At 63.3% G+C, this 15,964-nt stretch carries 11 protein-coding genes; 6 read left to right on the forward strand and 5 right to left on the reverse strand.

What is annotated here, in order from left to right; translation table 11 throughout:
* The first annotated feature begins 22 nt into the window (after nt 1–22).
* Both CGL56_RS04000 and CGL56_RS04005 read left to right on the forward strand, forming a co-directional pair.
* Nucleotides 23–1,108, forward strand: coding sequence for a M42 family metallopeptidase (locus tag CGL56_RS04000; RefSeq protein ID WP_099105190.1), 1,086 nt, complete (start codon nt 23–25; stop codon nt 1,106–1,108).
* Nucleotides 1,109–1,123: 15 nt separating this feature from the next.
* Nucleotides 1,124–1,936 carry a UbiA prenyltransferase family protein gene (locus tag CGL56_RS04005; RefSeq protein WP_099105191.1) on the forward strand — a complete coding sequence of 271 codons (813 nt, stop codon included), beginning with the start codon at nt 1,124–1,126 and terminating at the stop codon, nt 1,934–1,936.
* Here CGL56_RS04005 and CGL56_RS04010 read toward each other — a convergent pair.
* Genes CGL56_RS04010 through CGL56_RS04025 form a run of 4 tightly spaced genes read right to left on the reverse strand, consistent with a single transcriptional unit; the run spans nt 1,925 to nt 7,073 of the window.
* Complete coding sequence (locus CGL56_RS04010) at nt 1,925–3,265, reverse strand: gluconokinase (RefSeq protein ID WP_099105192.1); 1,341 nt, start codon at nt 3,263–3,265, stop codon at nt 1,925–1,927. The genes CGL56_RS04005 and CGL56_RS04010 overlap by 12 nt on opposite strands.
* 55 nt (nt 3,266–3,320) lie before the next feature.
* Nucleotides 3,321–4,367, reverse strand: coding sequence for an ATP-grasp domain-containing protein (locus CGL56_RS04015; RefSeq protein WP_099105193.1), 1,047 nt, complete (start codon nt 4,365–4,367; stop codon nt 3,321–3,323).
* Nucleotides 4,368–4,400: 33 nt separating this feature from the next.
* Nucleotides 4,401–6,260 (reverse strand): flavohemoglobin expression-modulating QEGLA motif protein, encoded by a 1,860-nt coding sequence (locus tag CGL56_RS04020; protein WP_099105194.1) that lies wholly within the window; start codon nt 6,258–6,260, stop codon nt 4,401–4,403.
* A 6-nt stretch (nt 6,261–6,266) separates the two neighbouring features.
* Nucleotides 6,267–7,073: an N-formylglutamate amidohydrolase gene (locus tag CGL56_RS04025; RefSeq protein ID WP_099105195.1), complete on the reverse strand. Its 807-nt coding sequence runs from the start codon at nt 7,071–7,073 to the stop codon at nt 6,267–6,269.
* Nucleotides 7,074–7,171: 98 nt separating this feature from the next.
* On the opposite strand from CGL56_RS04025, the gene CGL56_RS04030 reads away from it, so the two are divergent.
* Nucleotides 7,172–9,922: a S9 family peptidase gene (locus tag CGL56_RS04030; protein ID WP_167641490.1), complete on the forward strand. Its 2,751-nt coding sequence runs from the start codon at nt 7,172–7,174 to the stop codon at nt 9,920–9,922.
* A 1-nt stretch (nt 9,923) separates the two neighbouring features.
* Here CGL56_RS04030 and CGL56_RS04035 read toward each other — a convergent pair whose 3' ends face one another.
* The gene (locus CGL56_RS04035) at nt 9,924–10,706 is read right to left on the reverse strand and encodes a biotin--[acetyl-CoA-carboxylase] ligase (RefSeq protein WP_099105197.1); all 783 of its coding nucleotides are present in this window, start codon (nt 10,704–10,706) and stop codon (nt 9,924–9,926) included.
* A gap of 83 nt (nt 10,707–10,789) precedes the next feature.
* Here CGL56_RS04035 and rsfS point away from each other — a divergent pair, with 83 nt between their 5' ends.
* The 3 genes from rsfS to CGL56_RS04050 all read left to right on the forward strand — a co-directional run bounded on the left by rsfS (nt 10,790) and on the right by CGL56_RS04050 (nt 15,939).
* Complete coding sequence (gene rsfS, locus CGL56_RS04040; RefSeq protein WP_245183933.1) at nt 10,790–11,182, forward strand: ribosome silencing factor; 393 nt, start codon at nt 10,790–10,792, stop codon at nt 11,180–11,182.
* A 64-nt stretch (nt 11,183–11,246) separates the two neighbouring features.
* Nucleotides 11,247–13,244: an ATP-dependent zinc metalloprotease FtsH gene (gene ftsH, locus CGL56_RS04045; protein WP_099105199.1), complete on the forward strand. Its 1,998-nt coding sequence runs from the start codon at nt 11,247–11,249 to the stop codon at nt 13,242–13,244.
* A gap of 118 nt (nt 13,245–13,362) precedes the next feature.
* Nucleotides 13,363–15,939: a sigma 54-interacting transcriptional regulator gene (locus CGL56_RS04050; RefSeq protein WP_099105200.1), complete on the forward strand. Its 2,577-nt coding sequence runs from the start codon at nt 13,363–13,365 to the stop codon at nt 15,937–15,939.
* The last annotated feature ends 25 nt before the right edge of the window (nt 15,940–15,964 follow it).

Genomic DNA, 15,964 nt, shown 5'->3' on the forward strand with positions numbered 1-15,964 from the left:
CCTTTTTCCTGAACAACACTCCATGTCTATCCTAACCGAATCAGCCGAAACCTTCCTTCACCAGTACCTGAACAACGCCTCCCCCACCGGCTTCGAGAGCGAGGGGCAGAAACGCTGGATCGAATACATCCGCCCCTACGTCGACGAAATCGGGCTGGATAGCTACGGCACGGCCTACGGCGTCATCAATCCCGGCAAGGACTACCGGGTGGTGATCGAGGGGCACGCCGACGAAATCAGCTGGTTCGTCAACTACATCTCCGACAGCGGCTACCTCTACGTAGTGCGCAACGGTGGCAGCGACCATACCATCGCCCCCTCGAAGCGGGTGAACATCCACGGTGAGAAGGGCATCGTCCGCGGGGTCTTCGGCTGGCCGGCCATCCATACCCGCCGCGGCGACGACGCCAAGCTGCAGCCGAAGCTGGAAAACATCTTCATCGACATTGGCGCCAAGGACAAGGAAGAGGTGCTCGAGATGGGCGTCCACGTCGGCAGCGTGATCACCTACCCCGACGAACTGGAGGTGATGAACGACCGCTACTACTGCGGCCGCGCCCTCGACAACCGCCTCGGTGGTTTCTGCATCGCCCAGGTGGCCCGCCTGCTGCGGGAGCGGGAGATCGAACTCCCCTACTCCCTCTACATCGTCAATGCCGTTCAGGAAGAGGTCGGCCTGCGGGGCGCCCAGATGATCACCGAGCGCATTAAACCCCACGTGGCCATCGTGACCGACGTGACCCACGACACCAACACGCCGATGCTGGACAAGAAGAAGGTCGGCGACGTGAAGGCCGGCGACGGACCCAGTGTTACTACCGCCCCGGCCGTCCACAACAAGTTGCTGAAGCTCATCATCGCGGCCGCCAAGGAGAACGACATCAAGTTCCAGCGGGAGGCCAGCAGCCGGGCCACCGGCACCGACACCGACGCCTTTGCCTACTCCAACGGCGGGGTGCCCTCGGCCCTCATCAGCCTGCCGCTCAAGTACATGCACACCACGGTGGAAATGGCGGCGAAAAGCGACGTCGAAGGGGTGATCGAACTGATCCTCCAGAGCCTGGTCCGCATTGAAGACGGCATGAGCTTTAACTACTTCGAGGTGTAAGGAGAACCCGCCCCCATGCGCAATCCGCTGTTGAACTGGCTCTTTTACGGGCACCTCTGGATTGCGCTGGCGGCCACGGGACTGAGCTGGCAATCCACCTTCCTAAGCAGTGGAGACGCCGGCCTGTACCCCGTGCACGCCTTCGTATTCTTTGCCACCCTTGGGGTGTACACCCTCCACCGCCTCCTGAGCTACCACCGGGCGGACGGCCAGCCCGACGGGCGTCGCTACCGGGTGGTGTCTCTCCACCCCGGCACCTCGCTGATGGTGGGTGCGGCCGGCATCATGGCAGCGGTGGGACTGGCTTTCACCCTGCCCCTGCGCGCTTTCTGGCCGGTATTGCTGGCCCTTCCCTTCACCTTTTTCTACCTCATTCCCCTGTTTCCCGGGGGGCCACGGCTGCGCGACCTGCCCTACCTCAAGGTGGTATGGGTTGCCCTGGCGTGGACCTGCATGACCGACCTCACCCCCGCCCTCGCGATCTCCGCCGCGCCGCCGGAACCCGTGCTGCGGTTCTGCTTTACGCTGGCCGTGGCCCTGCTCTTCGACCTGCGTGACGTAGACCTGGACCGGCGGCAGGGTGTTCGCACCCTGGCCGGCACCCGGCCCGCGCTGAACCGGAGCGTGGCCCTGGGACTGCTGCTGGTCTGCGCCGCCGTGTCTTTCGTCCGCTACCCGCCGGCTACCGGTTTCGGCCTGGCTTTGGCCTACGCCCTGGCCATCACCATCGGCTGGAAAACCACGCCGCTGCGGGGGGAGGATTACTACGCCACCGCCGTCAACGGCATGCTGCTGCTGCCTCCGCTGGGCTTGTTGCTACTGGGCTGAGGACGGGGAGGCAAGCGAAAGCTCCGCCATACGGGCGGCGCCGTAGGCGCTGGCCTGGGGCGTCTGAGCAATCTCCACCTTCCGCCCCGAACGTTCGGCCAGCAGTTCCACCCAGGCACGGGAGCGGGTGAACCCGCCACTGGCGAAGATGACCTCGGCCGCACAGGTAGCGGCCTCGACCTGCCGCAGGATGGCCACGATGTTATCCGTCACCCCCAGCAATACGGCGCGGGCCAGATCGGTGGGCGTATGGTGCCCCCGCAGTCCCACGAAGGCGGCGGTGGCCAGGGCGTCCCAGATCGGGGCGCGCTCCCCATTCAGGAAGGGACGGAACACCAGGTCAGAATCGGGGGCCGCCGCGGCGGCTTCGATCATTTTTCCGATGCTGGCGAAGTGTCCCCGCAGCAGCTCGTAGGTCCATTCGAGCACCTTGCCGCCGTTGTTGGTGGCGCCCCCGAGCACGAAGTAGTCGTCATAGAGCCGGTAATTGAACAGCTGGTGTTCCGCACCGTCGTTCAGTCCCCGGTGGGTGACCCGCACCGCACCGCTGGTGCCGATGGTGAGCGATACCTTTCCCGGTTCGAGGAGTCCACTGCCGAGGTTGGCCAGGCAGCCGTCGGAGCCACCGATGACCAGGGGCACCTCCCCCGTCCCGAGGCGTTCGGCCACCGCGGGTTTCCAGGTGAGGCGGTGGCGGGCCGGAGCGATTTTGGGTAGCTTGAGGGGCAGCGGCTTCCCGTTGCCGGCCAGGGTGAGGGCCGCCTCGTCCCATTCGCCGGATTCCAGGTCGAGCAGTCCGGTAGCGCTGGCCAGCTGCTCGTCGAGGAGGAGCCCGTCGGTGGTCCAGCGGCTGACCAGGTAGGATTTGAGGTCGCCGAGGTAGGTGGCTTGTTCCAGTTCTTCGGAGCGGAATTCGGACAGCCAGCGCAATTTCACCAGCGGCGACATTGGATGTACCGGGGTGCCGGTGCGGTGGAGCAGGCGGCGGCGCAGGGCGTCCGGGAAGCGGTCCATGACCGACTGCGCCCGCACGTCGGCCCAGGTGATTACCGGTCCCGTGGGTTCCCCGTCGGCGTCGAGCAGGAGCACACCGTGCATGGGGCAGCTGATGCCCAGTCCCGCCGGCGGTTCGGGCAGGGCCTCCAGGATCTCCTGCAGGATGCGTTCGGCCACCTCCACGATGGACTTTACGTCCTGGACGGCCGCGCCGGGCTCCGGGTGCAGCAGTTCGTAGTCGCCACTGCGTTCCTCAACGAGCTTCCCCGAGGGGTCAAAGGCGCAGATCTTGGCGGAGGTGGTACCGAGGTCGAGTCCGAGGTGTATGGCCATCAGGGGTAGAATTGGAAATCAAATGTAACCCGGCCATCCGGGACGCGGCGATGTGCTACAGCGTAGCGATGGTCCGGTTCGGGATGCGGCTGCCGTAGTTCTGCATACAGAGGACCTTCTTTTCCAGGGCCTCGGCTACGGGCACGGTGAAGTCTACCCCTTCCAGTATGCCGGCACCGCGCAGTCCGCCCGGGCTTTCCAGGTTGATTTCCAGCAGTCGATCTCCCGCAATGTCAAGTCCCACCAGGAACATACCGTCGGCGATGAGCTTGGGCCGGATGAGCTCTACCATCTTCAGGATTTCGGGGGTGATTTCCGCCTTTTGTCCCGACCCGCCCGCGTGGAGGTTATTGCGGATGTCGTCGTCGGCACCGATCCGGTGTACGGCGGCGTAGTGACCGTCGACCACCAGGGGCTCGCCGTTCATGAGGAAGAGGCGAATATCGCCCTGGGCCGCCGCGGGCATGAACTCCTGGGCGATGACGTAGCCCTGGTTGCTGATGACGTCCACGATCTGATTCAGGTTCGGGTGGTCGTCTTCCCGGACCACGAATACATTCTTACCGCCCGACCCCAGCAGCGGCTTCAGGATGATGTCGTTGCCTTCCTGTTCGGCGAACTGGCGGATCTCGTCGATCCGACGGGTAATGACCGTGCGGGGGCGTACGCTTTCGGGGAATTGCTGGAGGTACATCTTGTTCAGGGCGTGGCTCAGGCCGAAGGGATCGTTCACCACGATGGTGCCCTGCTGGGAGGCCAGCTGTCCGAACATCAGGGCCGCGTTGGAGGCCCAGTTCCGGTCGGCAGCGTCCTCTCCGGGGTCGTTGCGCAAGAAGATAATGTCGAGTTCATCGGTGTAGACGGGGCGCGCCTTTTCCAGGTTGCCGTGCACCGCGTTGTGGTAATCTTCGGGGGTTTCATAATCCCCGGCGGGAGCGAAGTGCCCCAGCCCCCCTACGCGGCCGTCGAGGGTGTAGTCCAGCCTCCCCACGTCGAAGTAGAAAACCTCATGCCCCCGCTGGTGGAGGCGGTGGGCCAGGATGTTGGTGGTGTACTTCGGGCCTTCGGTCTCGACGCGGTTTACGACAAATGCTAGTTTCATAGTGGTGGGTTTTGGTTTGGGTCAGGGTTGGATTCAGGATTGGGCAATAAGGTCAAAAACCGACATTCCGGCTTTCAAGCGCTTGAGTTTTGGATGGCCCGCCTCGGCGTCTTCGCGGAAGTAGCGGGGGATGAGCGGCGGCCGCCGGAGGATCCCGCGCTGGGTGAGTTCGTCAAGCAGGGGGACGTAGTCCAGCCGCAGCTTGCCCATAAACAGGGGTTCCAGTTCTCCCCCCTCCTCCAGGTACTGCAGCAGTTCGACCAGCCCGCGGAGGTACACGGCGTCTTTCGTAAATCCCCCCCCGCGGTACACCCGCGCCGTGGTGTGAAAGGCCGTTTCGGCCGGCAGCCCGTGCGCCTCGTGCAGCAGGCTGAAGGTGGAATCAAAGGGATGGCCACCCAGCATATGGGCGATGCCGACCACCCGGGCGGCCAGGTTCCTCAGTCGGGCCGGGGTGAGGCCACCGACAAACCACTCCCCCAGTACCGCCAGCCCTTCCTGGAGGTCTTCGTAGCCGGGGGTGCCGGAATGCAGCAGCGTCAGGGGCTGGGCCTTGCCGTTCCAGTAGGTCAGCACGTGGGTGCCCACCTCATGCTGGATCAGGGCTTCCACCCTTCTCTCCGGCACCCGCAGGCGGTGGCCGATGTTGAGCACGCCCTGGGAAACCATCAGTCCGCTCAGGTCCTCGCGGATGAGGGCGGAGGGCTGGGCTACCGGGTACTGCTCGGTCAGGTAGGCAAATTCCCCGCGGCACTGGGCCAGGAACTGCCCGGCATCCACGGTTGCCTCCGCGGCGGCCGCTCCTTTGGCGGGCAGGCGGTCCAGCAGCTCATTGGCCACCTTGAGCAACTCGTCGTCCACCCCGCCGAAGACCTGCATGCTGCCGTAGCGGAACAGCTCGTTGCCGCGGTGGGCCAGCATGTCGAGCATGCGCACGGTTTCATCGCGCTTGTCGCGCAGGATGTAGGCCAGGGTGGCGTCCTTCACCCGGTCGATGGGCAGGTTGTAGAGGTCGCGCTTCAGGGCGTCGGGATCTACGGGCAGGAAGCGGTAGTGAAAAGCGGGTTCGCCCCGGTACCCCGCCTCGGTGAAGCGTTCAAATGCCTCGTCGTCGTTGGTGGCCGTGACGAGCATGAGAAAGGGGAAACTCGTGGATATCTCCACCAGCTTGCGGTCGATCTCCCAGACCAGTTCATCGACGCGGTGGTTACCGAGTTGGTGGAAATGGGTCGCGTTGTAGGTAGTCTGCAGCCGCACGAACTCGAAGAAGGTGCGCTGGAAGGCCGTATGCAGTTTGTCGCGGAAATCGCGGAACAGCAACGGATAGGGGCGGCCGTCCTCGTTCAGGAAAAATCCGCCTACCTGGACGTTCAGCAGCAGGATGTCATTCCTTTTCAGCAGGCCTTCCGGCAGAATCTGCCGCGGCCCGGTCAGGGTGGACCGCGCTTCCGGGGCCATTTCCACGGACGGGGACCTTCCTTCGATGCTTATCCGCGACAGCTGGTCCACCAGCACTTCGCGGATGGCCGGCGGATCTTCGGACTCGGCGTATACCTTCAGGTCGGATCCCGGCATCTTTTCATCCACCCAGACTTCCAGCAGCAGTACGCCACCGAAACGGTCGGCAAAATCGCCCAGCAGGTCTTCCAACAATTGGGTAAAGCCGGCGGGCGCTTCCTCCCCGAAGCCCAGGACGGCGTAGGCGGTTTCCTCGGCGTGGAGCATATAGTCCGGGACGTCATCCCGGTAGCGGTAGAGGGTAAGAAAGGGAACTTCCCGGGCGATGTACAGGCGCCCGCCGCCGGGCAGGGTCAACCAGAGCGGCTTGTCGGCCGCCAGCCGGGCCAGGGCGGTTTCCGTGGAAAAATTGGTGTCGGTGGTTGTATCAGGCATAAATCTTCAGGCTGGGAGGCGTTGGCTCACACGTTCGCGGGCGGCGAGCACGGGTTCAAAGGTTCCCACCAGGGCCTGCTGCAACTGTTCCAGCACCGGGGAGAAGACCTCGTTGGTGTGCTCGTCCATAAACACTTTCTTGAATTCAATCGAGAGCACGCAGCTCACGCCGGGGAAGCGGTCGTGGATCCAGTGATTGAAATGTCCGCCGTCAAACTTCACGTTCTCCCGCACGTCCAGGGGTGCCCCGTCGAGGGTATGGGACCGCATTTGCTCCAGGAAGGCGTCGACCACGGGGGCCCAGCGCTGCCGGTCCATGTTGCCGGTCCCGACGTTCACTACCGGATTGGCCTGCGGGTCCGCGGGTTCCCTCCCGTTTTCCGCGCGGCGGTGGTTGTAGGAGTGAATGTCGTAGAGTACGAAGCTGCCGTACTCTTCCACGACGCGCTCCAGGAAGCCTGCCACGTCTCCGTAGAACCGGTCGTAGGCCGCCAGCGATCGGTCGATCATGCCCTGGTCGGGCTTTTCCCGCCAAACCGTGAGCCCCCAGGCATCGTCGGGGGTGAGGTAGACGGCGCGGTCGCGGCTGCGGTTCAGGTCGACCTCGAAGCGGCTGTGGCGGCCGATGATGTTCGGCTCCCGCAGCCGGGCCCAGGTGGCCGTATGGGGGTCTTCCTCGTAGAGTCGTTCGCGTTGGTTCAGGGCGAAACGGCCTTCCAGTTCCTCCCGGACGGCTGAGCCGTCGTGGATGGCGGTAAGGATCAAGGGCGCCGGTTCACCGGAAATGGTAAAGTAGTCGGACTGCTTGTTCATGCTTATCCAACTGGAGGCAAAGGTTGATGTTTGGTAGGCATCCCCGGAATCCCGGCCGCCCCGGAAAGTCAACCCCCAAAATTTATGATATTTGTCCGATGCGCACATTCTCCCTTACCCTGGCCTGTTTCTTCGTCTTTCTCTGCACCTGCGTCCGCGCCCAGAAACCCATTACGGTGGAAGACATGCAGGCCTGGAAACAGATCCGCAACGAGGCCCTCAGCGCCGACGGCAGCCACGTACTCTATACCCTGACCCCGGACGTGGGCGACCCCGAAGCCGTGGTCTACGACATCCGCGATAAACGGGAACACCGCTTTCCGCGGCTGCACGACGCCCGCTTCAGTTACGACGGCCGCTACCTGGTGGGCACCCTGAAGCCCTCCCGCGACACCGTCCTGCACTACAAGCGGCAGGAAGAAGGCGATGCCCTGAAAAAAATGGACACCCTGCTCGTGTGGGACGTGGAGAGCCAGACCGCCCGGCGGTACCCGGAAGTCTACGACGTGAAGCTCAGCGAGCGCTCGTCAAACATTTTCGCCTACACCACGGGCTCCCTGCTGGCCGACAGCCTGCGCGAGAGCCTCGACAAGGACGCCCGCCGGCTGGTGGTGCGCCGCTTTGCCCAGCCCGACAGCTTCTACCTGGAGGGGGTGATGGATTTCCGCGTGGCCCGCGACGCGCCCATCGTGGTAGCCCGGCGCACGGACAAGGACAGCACCTGGTCGGCCGGCATCTACCGCGTGGACCCCGCCGAGCTGGAATGGCAGAGCCTGAGTGAGGGCCCAGCCAACTTCGCGGGACTGAACCTGAGCTACGACGGTCAGCACGTGGCCTTCCTGAGCAGCGAAAAGGACAAGAAAAAGGCCAAGCAGCCGCCCTTCCACCTCCACTACTGGTCGCGGGGCAGCGACTCCGCCTACATGGTGACGGGCCGCGACCGCAGCTGGCTGCCGAAGGGCTTCCGGATCAGCGACGACCGCCGCCCTGAATTCAGCGCCGACGGCAAATACCTCTTCTTCGGCACTACCCCCCGGCGGCCCGAACTCGACAGCAACGGCCTGGCCAGTGAGATGGCCGACGTGGAAGTGTGGACCACCGAGGACCCCCTGCTGTATACCCGGCAGAACAACAACCTGGAGCAGGACCGCAAATTCACCTACCTGGCCGTCTACCGCACCGGAGAAGATGAATTCCTGCAACTTGCCACCCCGGAACTGCCCGAAAGCAGCCGACCGGAGGACGGAAAGGGCCACCACGTCCTGCTCTACACCGAAACACCCTACAGCCGGGAAACCATGTGGACCGGCGGACCGGCCGGGCGGGATGCTACCATCGTGGACCTCCGCAACGGCCAGCGCCACCCCGTGGTGGAAGGCGAACCGGGCTTCTTCGAGTGGTCGCCGGAAGGCAAGTACATCAGCTGGTACAATCCGGTAGACACTATGTACCGCCTCTACGACATGGCGGACAATGAGGTGCGCGACCTGACCTCGAACGCCGTGGGCACCTTCTACGACGAGCTGAACGACCGCCCGATGGACCCCTACCCCTACGGCACCGCCGGCTGGACGGAGAACGACGGCGCCCTGGTCGTCTACGACCGCTACGACCTGTGGAAGCTGGACCCCAAGGGCGGGGCGCCCGAACGGCTGACCCGCGGGCGGGAGGACAGTACCGCCTACCGCTACGCCAACCTGAACCCGGAGGAGCCCGCTATCGAATTCCCCATGGTACTGACCTTCCAGCGCGACCGCGACTACCACGGCGGATTCGCACGGCTGAGCCAGTCGGGATCACTCGAGCAGCTGGCCTCGGGGCCCTACGTCTACGACGGTTTCCGCAAGGCGCGGACGGCCGAACGCTACCTCTACACCCGGGAGAGCTACACGGACTTCCCCAACCTGCGGGTAACCAATGCGCTGGGCGAGGAGGCGACCGTGATCTCCGACGCCAACCCCCAGCAGTCGGAATTCAACTGGGGCACGGCCGAAACCTACACCTGGATCGACCACGAGGGGAGGGAACTCCGCGGCCTGCTCATCAAGCCCGCCGGCTTTGACCCCGCCAAGCGCTACCCCATGCTGGTGAACTTCTACGAGCGGAGCAGCGAAGGGCTGTACCGCCACCGCACCCCGGTGCCGGGCCGCTCCTCCATCAACTACCCCCACTACGCCAGCCGCGGCTACGTGATCTTCAACCCCGACGTCATCTACCGGGAGGGCTACCCCGGCGAGAGCGCCTACAACTGCGTCATGAGCGGGGTGAGCGCCCTGCTGATGGAGGGCTTCATCGACAAGGAGAACATCGGCCTGCAGGGCCACAGCTGGGGTGGCTACCAGGCCGCCTACCTGGCTACCAAGACCGACCTGTTCGCCGCCATCGAATCCGGTGCGCCGGTGGTCAACATGTACTCGGCCTACGGCGGCATCCGCTGGGGCAGCGGCCGCAGCCGGCAGTTCCAGTACGAGCGCACCCAGAGCCGCATCGGCGGTACGATCTGGGAGTACCCCCTGCGCTACCTCGAGAACTCTCCCCTCTTCTTTACCGACAAGATCAATACCCCGATCCTGATCCTCCACAACGACGAAGACGGCGCCGTACCCTGGTACCAGGGCATCGAATGGTTCACCGCCCTGCGCCGGCTGGGCAAACCCGCCTGGTTCCTTAACTACCGCGGCGAGCCCCACTGGCCCCTCAAGGCCCCGAACCGCGCCGACTTCCAGACCCGCATGAGCCAGTTCTTTGACTACTACCTCCAGGACGCCCCCATGCCGAAATGGATGAAGGAGGGCGTGAGCCCCCTGGAACGGGGCATCGAGCAGAACCTGGAGCTTCTGGAGGACTGAGTCAGCCGCCCGGCGCAGCCTGGAGGTACTGCAGGCTGCGCTGGGCGAAGGCCTCGGTGGTACCGTCGGCATGGGTCAGCAACAACCTCCCGGCGGGATCTACCCCGGTGATGGTGGCGGGAAACGCTTCCCCCTGCGGCAGCCGACGGAAGGTCCGGAGCTGCCCCCGGCGGTACAGGGCGTCCAGGTAGTGTCGGCGCAGTTCGGCCTGCCTCCCCTCTTCGAGGTAGGCGAACCACTCCGTCAATTCGGTAAAGAGGGCGGAGAGGGCCATCTCACGCTCTACTTCTCCGCCGGTCAACTGGCGCAGGGAGGTAGCGTTGTCCTCAATTTCCGGCGGGAAGTCTACCTCGTTCACGTTCAGTCCGATGCCGACGACGGCCCACTGCACCTGGTTTCCCCTCAGGCCGTTCTGGATCAGGATCCCGGCCACCTTGCGGTCGCCGACGTAGACGTCGTTCGGCCACTTCACGGTGACCTCCCCGCGACGGGCCGGTGCGAGAAAGCGGCGGACAGTGGCCGCTACTGCCAGGGCGGCGGCTTCGGTGAGGGAAAAAACCCGGTCGACTGACAGATGGTCAGGCCGGCAAAGGACGCTAAGCGTCAGATTGTCGCCCGGCGTGGCGTGCCATCCGTTGCTCCCCTGCCCCCGGCCGGCGGTCTGCTCATCCGTGAGGTAGACGGCCCCGGAAGGCAGCGCCTCCCCGTCGGTCAGCGCCTGCAGCAGGGCGGCGTTGGTGGAATCAACCCGGGAGAAATAGCGGGCAACTTTAGGTAGCAGCACATTGTTTCATTTGCAAATCCGTAGCAGGGTCCGCCACCATTCCGGAACGGTTTTTGCTATCTTCATTGTACTAAAATCTTGATTTGAATACATCCACAGAGTCAGTACGCAAGGCCATAACTCCCCAGATGGAGGAGCGGCTCGACGTCATCCTGGACAGTATCCGGGACATCAAAGGTAAAAACATCGTCCGCCTGGACCTCCGCAAGTTGGACGATCGGCCCGCCGAGTTCTTCTTCATCTGTGAGGGTGAATCCACCACCCAGGTGAGGGCCATCGCTGAGAATGTGCAGAAGCGCATGAAGCAGGAGCTTGGTGAGTACACCAAGAACACTACCGGCAGCCGTCCGGCGAACTGGGTATGCCTCGACTACTTCGATACCGTGGTGCACGTTTTCTACCCCGAAACCCGCGCCTACTACCAAATTGAGGACCTGTGGAGCGACGGCGTCGCGACCCAGTACGAAACCCTCTAGGCGGCCTCCCCAAAATATAGGCGGGCAGCCAACGAAAAGCAAACCCGCACGTTAGCCAATACATATGAGCACGAATAATCAGAATAATAAGTCCGACGGCACCGGAGGTGGTGGACCGAAGTTCCAGAGCTACTGGATCTACGCCATCATGTCCGTCGTGTTGCTGGCGCTGGTGCTGACCAACTGGGGCACGGGTGCTTCGAGTGAAATCGACCTGGATCGCCTCAACGAGATGATCAAGGACGACGCGGTGCAGTCCATCACCCTGGTCAACAGCGAGCGGGCCGAGATCTTTCTCAAGGAAGACAAGAAGACCCTGCCCCGTTACGAGGATTCCGCACCGGCTGGCATGGGCGGCACCCGCTACGACTATTACCTGGAAGTAACCGACCCGACCTCCTTCAACGACTTCGTTTCCCGGGCCTACGAGGAGCAGGGCATCCCCTTCGCCGACCGGGTGAGGGTGAACGCCGAACGGCGGGCCGACTACCTCGGCACGGCCCTGCAGTGGTTGCTGCCGTTGGCCGTGATCGCCTTCATCTGGATCATCCTGATGCGCCGCCTCGGCAGCGGCGGCGGTGGCCCCGGCGGACAGATCTTCAACATCGGCAAGTCCAAGGCTACCCTCTTCGACCAGAACAGCAAGGTGAACATCACCTTCGCCGACGTAGCCGGCCTGGACGAGGCCAAGGAGGAAGTGATGGAGGTCGTTGACTTCCTGAAAAACCCCAAGAAATACACCGCCCTGGGCGGCAAGATCCCCAAGGGTGTACTGCTGGTAGGCCCTCCCGGCACCGGTAAGACCCTGCTGGCCAAGGCCGTGGCGGGAGAAGCCGGTGTACCCTTCTTTACCATGTCGGGCTCCGACTTCGTAGAGATGTTCGTCGGCGTAGGTGCCTCCCGCGTCCGCGACCTGTTCAAGCAGGCCCGGGAAAAGGCCCCCTGTATCATCTTCATTGACGAGATTGACGCCATCGGCCGCGCCCGTGGCCGCGCCAACATGCAGGGCGGCAACGACGAGCGGGAGAATACCCTGAACCAGCTCCTCGTAGAGATGGACGGATTCAGCACCGACAAGGGCGTCATCCTGATGGCCGCCACCAACCGCCCCGACGTACTGGACTCGGCGTTGCTGCGCCCGGGCCGCTTCGACCGGCAGATTGGCATCGATCGCCCCGACCTCCAGGGACGGGAAGCCATTTTCAAGGTCCACCTCAAGACCATCAAGGTCAACGAGACCGTTACGGCCCTCGTCCTGGCGGAAATGACCCCCGGCTTTGCCGGCGCCGAGATTGCCAACATCTGTAACGAGGCCGCACTGATCGCCGCCCGCCGCAACCAGGATTCGATTGGCCTGGACGACTTCAACTACGCCCTCGACAAGGTCATCGGCGGACTGGAGAAGAAGAACAAGCTCATCAACCCCGACGAAAAGAAGATCATCGCCTATCACGAGGCCGGCCACGCCATCTGCGGCTGGTTCCTGGAGCACGCCATGCCCCTGGTAAAGGTGACCATCGTACCCCGCGGGGTAGCTGCCCTCGGTTACGCCCAGTACCTGCCCAAGGAGCAGTACATCACCCGCTCGGACCAGATGCTGGACATGATGTGCATGACCTTCGGAGGCCGCGCCGCCGAGGAGGTGGTGTTCAACAAGATCAGCACCGGGGCCCAGAACGACCTGGACAAGGTCACCAAGATGGCTTACGACATGATCACCGTCTACGGTATGGACCCCAAGGTCGGCCAGGTAAGCTTCTACGGCATGAGCCGCGACACCTACCAGCGCCCCTACTCCGACGATACCGCCACCCTGATCGACGACCAGGTGCGCGTGCTGCTCATGAGCCAGTACGAACGGGCCAAGCAACTCCTGCAGGTCAAGCGGGAAGAGATGGGCAAACTGGCCGAAGCCCTGCTGGAAAAGGAGGTACTCAGCCGCAAGGACCTCGAGGAACTGATCGGTCCCCGCCCCGCCGACGCCGAAGAAGGCTTCCAGGAATGGGCCGGCGTGATCGACAACTCCCACGACCCGAACAACAACGGCAAGGTCATGCCCTAGCAGCGGTTGCACCGATAATATACTCGCTCAAATGGCCCCGAAACCCAGGTTCCGGGGCCATTTTGCTTGACGAATTTCGTATCTTCACCAAGCCTTGTAACACCGCACTCTCCAACCCTTGAATCTGGCCGACCAAGCTCCTCCCGTTGACGCCCTCCTGCAGATGCACCAGGACGCCTTTAACATGGTGACCGAAGGCGTGCTGTGGGTAGACATCACCGGGCGGGTACACTACGGCAACGAAAGCGCGGCCAAGCTGCTGGGTTACACCACCAAGGTACTGCAGCGGACCAGCTACTTCGAGATCAATCCCCACTTCAGCATGCTGGGGTGGAAGCGGTTCTGGAACCGGCTACAGGAGAACGCCACGGAACCCTTCGACACGGAGTTCGTCAACGCCGACGGCAAACTCTTCACCGTCAGGGGCCGGGCCGGCTTCGACATTTACAGCATCGATCCCGAGCTGTGCCTGATTGTCTTCACCGCTACCGAAGCCGGCAAACGGGACGCCGACCTACTGGAAGCGGTGCAGGAAGACGCCGACATCGGCGTGTGGGAGATCAACTTCACCAGCAACCAGGTCTTCGTCTCTCCCCAGATCAGTCGCTGGCTGTCCCTCTCCGAAGAGCGGCGCTTCTACCCCGCCGCGGAGTTCCTGGGGGTCTTGCGAGAGCAAGTCGTAGGAGATATCTACGATGACGTCCGGGCCCTCTACAAGCGGCTCAAAGTCAACAGCGGCGTGGAGGAAACCCGCCTGTCGCTGCGCACCCCCTCCACCGACAAGCACACCGCCCCTACTGAGTACCTGGTGCGCGCCCGATCGGTAGAGAACGAGCTGGAAGTGTACAAGATCTACGGCACCCTGATGCGCCCCGAGGCGGGGAGCTCCCAGCCCGTGGATCGCTCACTTCAGGAAGAGCTGTTGCGGCTGGCCCTGGACCAACAGTTTGAGAGCGTCTTCCTGGTGTCCTATTCGGACCGCAAGATCCTCTACGCCAACGACCGGGCCGCCGAAATGACGGGCTACTCCAAGCGGGAACTCATCCAGGCCCCCACCTCCAAACTCGCCAACCCGGCCAACGCCGAGGAGATCCGGCTGCTCTACCCAAAATTGCGGGAACAGCGCTACCTGGAACTTCCCACCCAGATCCGCCGCAAGGACGGCAGCCTGCTCCCTACCCTGGCCCGCCTCCACTACTACCGCAAGGGGGAGGAGGAGTACATGATCGCCGTGAACCAGGACAACAGCCGGCAGGAAGCCTACTCGGAGAGCCTCCAGCTGCACGCCACCACCCTGGACGCCCTCGACGAGTGGGTCATCTGGCTCGACGCCGGCAACGGCGTGGTACTGGTCAACGAGGCCGCCCGCCGGAAACTCAGCCGCAAAACCAGCTTGCCGCTGGAGGGAATGCCCATCGAGGAACTGATGCCGGACCTGCCCATACCCGCCCTGGCCGACATCCGCCAGGAAAAGATCGATGGCCGCAGCCGCTCCGCCACCGACTACATTTACAGTACCACCAGCGGCGACGACCGTACCCTGCAGGTCCGCTTCGCCCAGGTGGAAGCGGGCAAGCAACGCTTCCTCTGCCTGATCTGCCGCGACGTAACGGTACAGTACAACAACCGCCGCAAGCTGCAGAAGACCAAACGGCGCGTCGATGAGCTCACCAAGCAACTGCAGAGCGAGAACGAAACCCTGCGCGAACAGATCGAGCAGGTAAACACCGGAGGATCCATCATCACGGTGTCCAAGAAGTACCAGCGGATCCTGGCGCAGATCGCCCAGGTAGCCGACACCGACGCCACGGTGCTGGTCACGGGAGAGACCGGAACGGGCAAGGAGTTGCTGGCGCAGTCCATCCACAAATTCAGCAACCGCGGCCGCAAGCCCCTGGTCAGCGTAAACTGCGCCGCCCTGCCGGAAAACCTGATCGAAAGCGAATTATTCGGTCACGAACGAGGGGCCTTCACGGGCGCCTTCGCCCAGAAGAAGGGCAAGTTCGAACTGGCCGACGGGGGTACCATCTTCCTGGACGAGATCGGCGAGCTTCCCCTGGACATGCAGGCGAAGTTGCTGAGGGTACTCCAGGAAGGAGAGATACAGCGCATCGGCTCTACCAGTTCCATCCACGTCGACGTGCGGGTGGTCGCCGCCACCAACCGCGACCTGGAGGACATGATCGCCAAGGGCACCTTCCGGGAAGACCTGTTCTACCGCCTGAACGTATTCCCAATCCACAACCCCCCGCTGCGGGAACGCACCGAGGACATTCCCGTACTGGTGAAGCACTTCGCCAAGGTGTATTCCGACCGGATGGGCCGCAACATCACCCACATCAACCCCAAGGACCTGGAGGTGCTGGTCAAGTACGAATTCCCGGGCAACGTGCGCGAGCTGATCAACCTGGTGGAGCGCGCCGTGATCACCTCCCAATCCAGCACCCTGAACCTCTCGGCCAGCCTGCGGGCCCTGCGGCGCAACGACCGTACGGACGAGAACGTGTCCTTCCGCAGCGACAAGATCGTGCCCTTCGAGATGATGCAGAAGCAGTACATCATCGAAGCCCTCAAGCGCACCAAGGGGAAAGTGACCGGCCCCGGAGGCGCGGCCGAGTTGCTGGACCTGAACGGGCGCACCCTCATGTCCAAGATGAATAAGCTCGGCATCGACCGCAACAAGTTCACGGGCTGACCCTATCTTTTGGGCGACTTCACCC

Source organism: Neolewinella marina (assembly GCF_002631205.1).
In the GTDB taxonomy this organism is placed as follows: Bacteria; Bacteroidota; Bacteroidia; order Chitinophagales; family Saprospiraceae; genus Neolewinella; species Neolewinella marina.

What these genes read in the sequence shown, in the direction of transcription:
- CGL56_RS04000 (WP_099105190.1), top strand. Translation starts at nt 23, where the DNA reads ATGTCTATCCTAACCGAATCAGCCGAAACCTTCCTTCACCAGTACCTG.
- CGL56_RS04005 (WP_099105191.1), top strand. Translation starts at nt 1,124, where the DNA reads ATGCGCAATCCGCTGTTGAACTGGCTCTTTTACGGGCACCTCTGGATT.
- CGL56_RS04010 (WP_099105192.1), bottom strand. Translation starts at nt 3,265, where the DNA reads ATGGCCATACACCTCGGACTCGACCTCGGTACCACCTCCGCCAAGATC.
- CGL56_RS04015 (WP_099105193.1), bottom strand. Translation starts at nt 4,367, where the DNA reads ATGAAACTAGCATTTGTCGTAAACCGCGTCGAGACCGAAGGCCCGAAG.
- CGL56_RS04020 (WP_099105194.1), bottom strand. Translation starts at nt 6,260, where the DNA reads ATGCCTGATACAACCACCGACACCAATTTTTCCACGGAAACCGCCCTG.
- CGL56_RS04025 (WP_099105195.1), bottom strand. Translation starts at nt 7,073, where the DNA reads ATGAACAAGCAGTCCGACTACTTTACCATTTCCGGTGAACCGGCGCCC.
- CGL56_RS04030 (WP_167641490.1), top strand. Translation starts at nt 7,172, where the DNA reads ATGCGCACATTCTCCCTTACCCTGGCCTGTTTCTTCGTCTTTCTCTGC.
- ftsH (WP_099105199.1), top strand. Translation starts at nt 11,247, where the DNA reads ATGAGCACGAATAATCAGAATAATAAGTCCGACGGCACCGGAGGTGGT.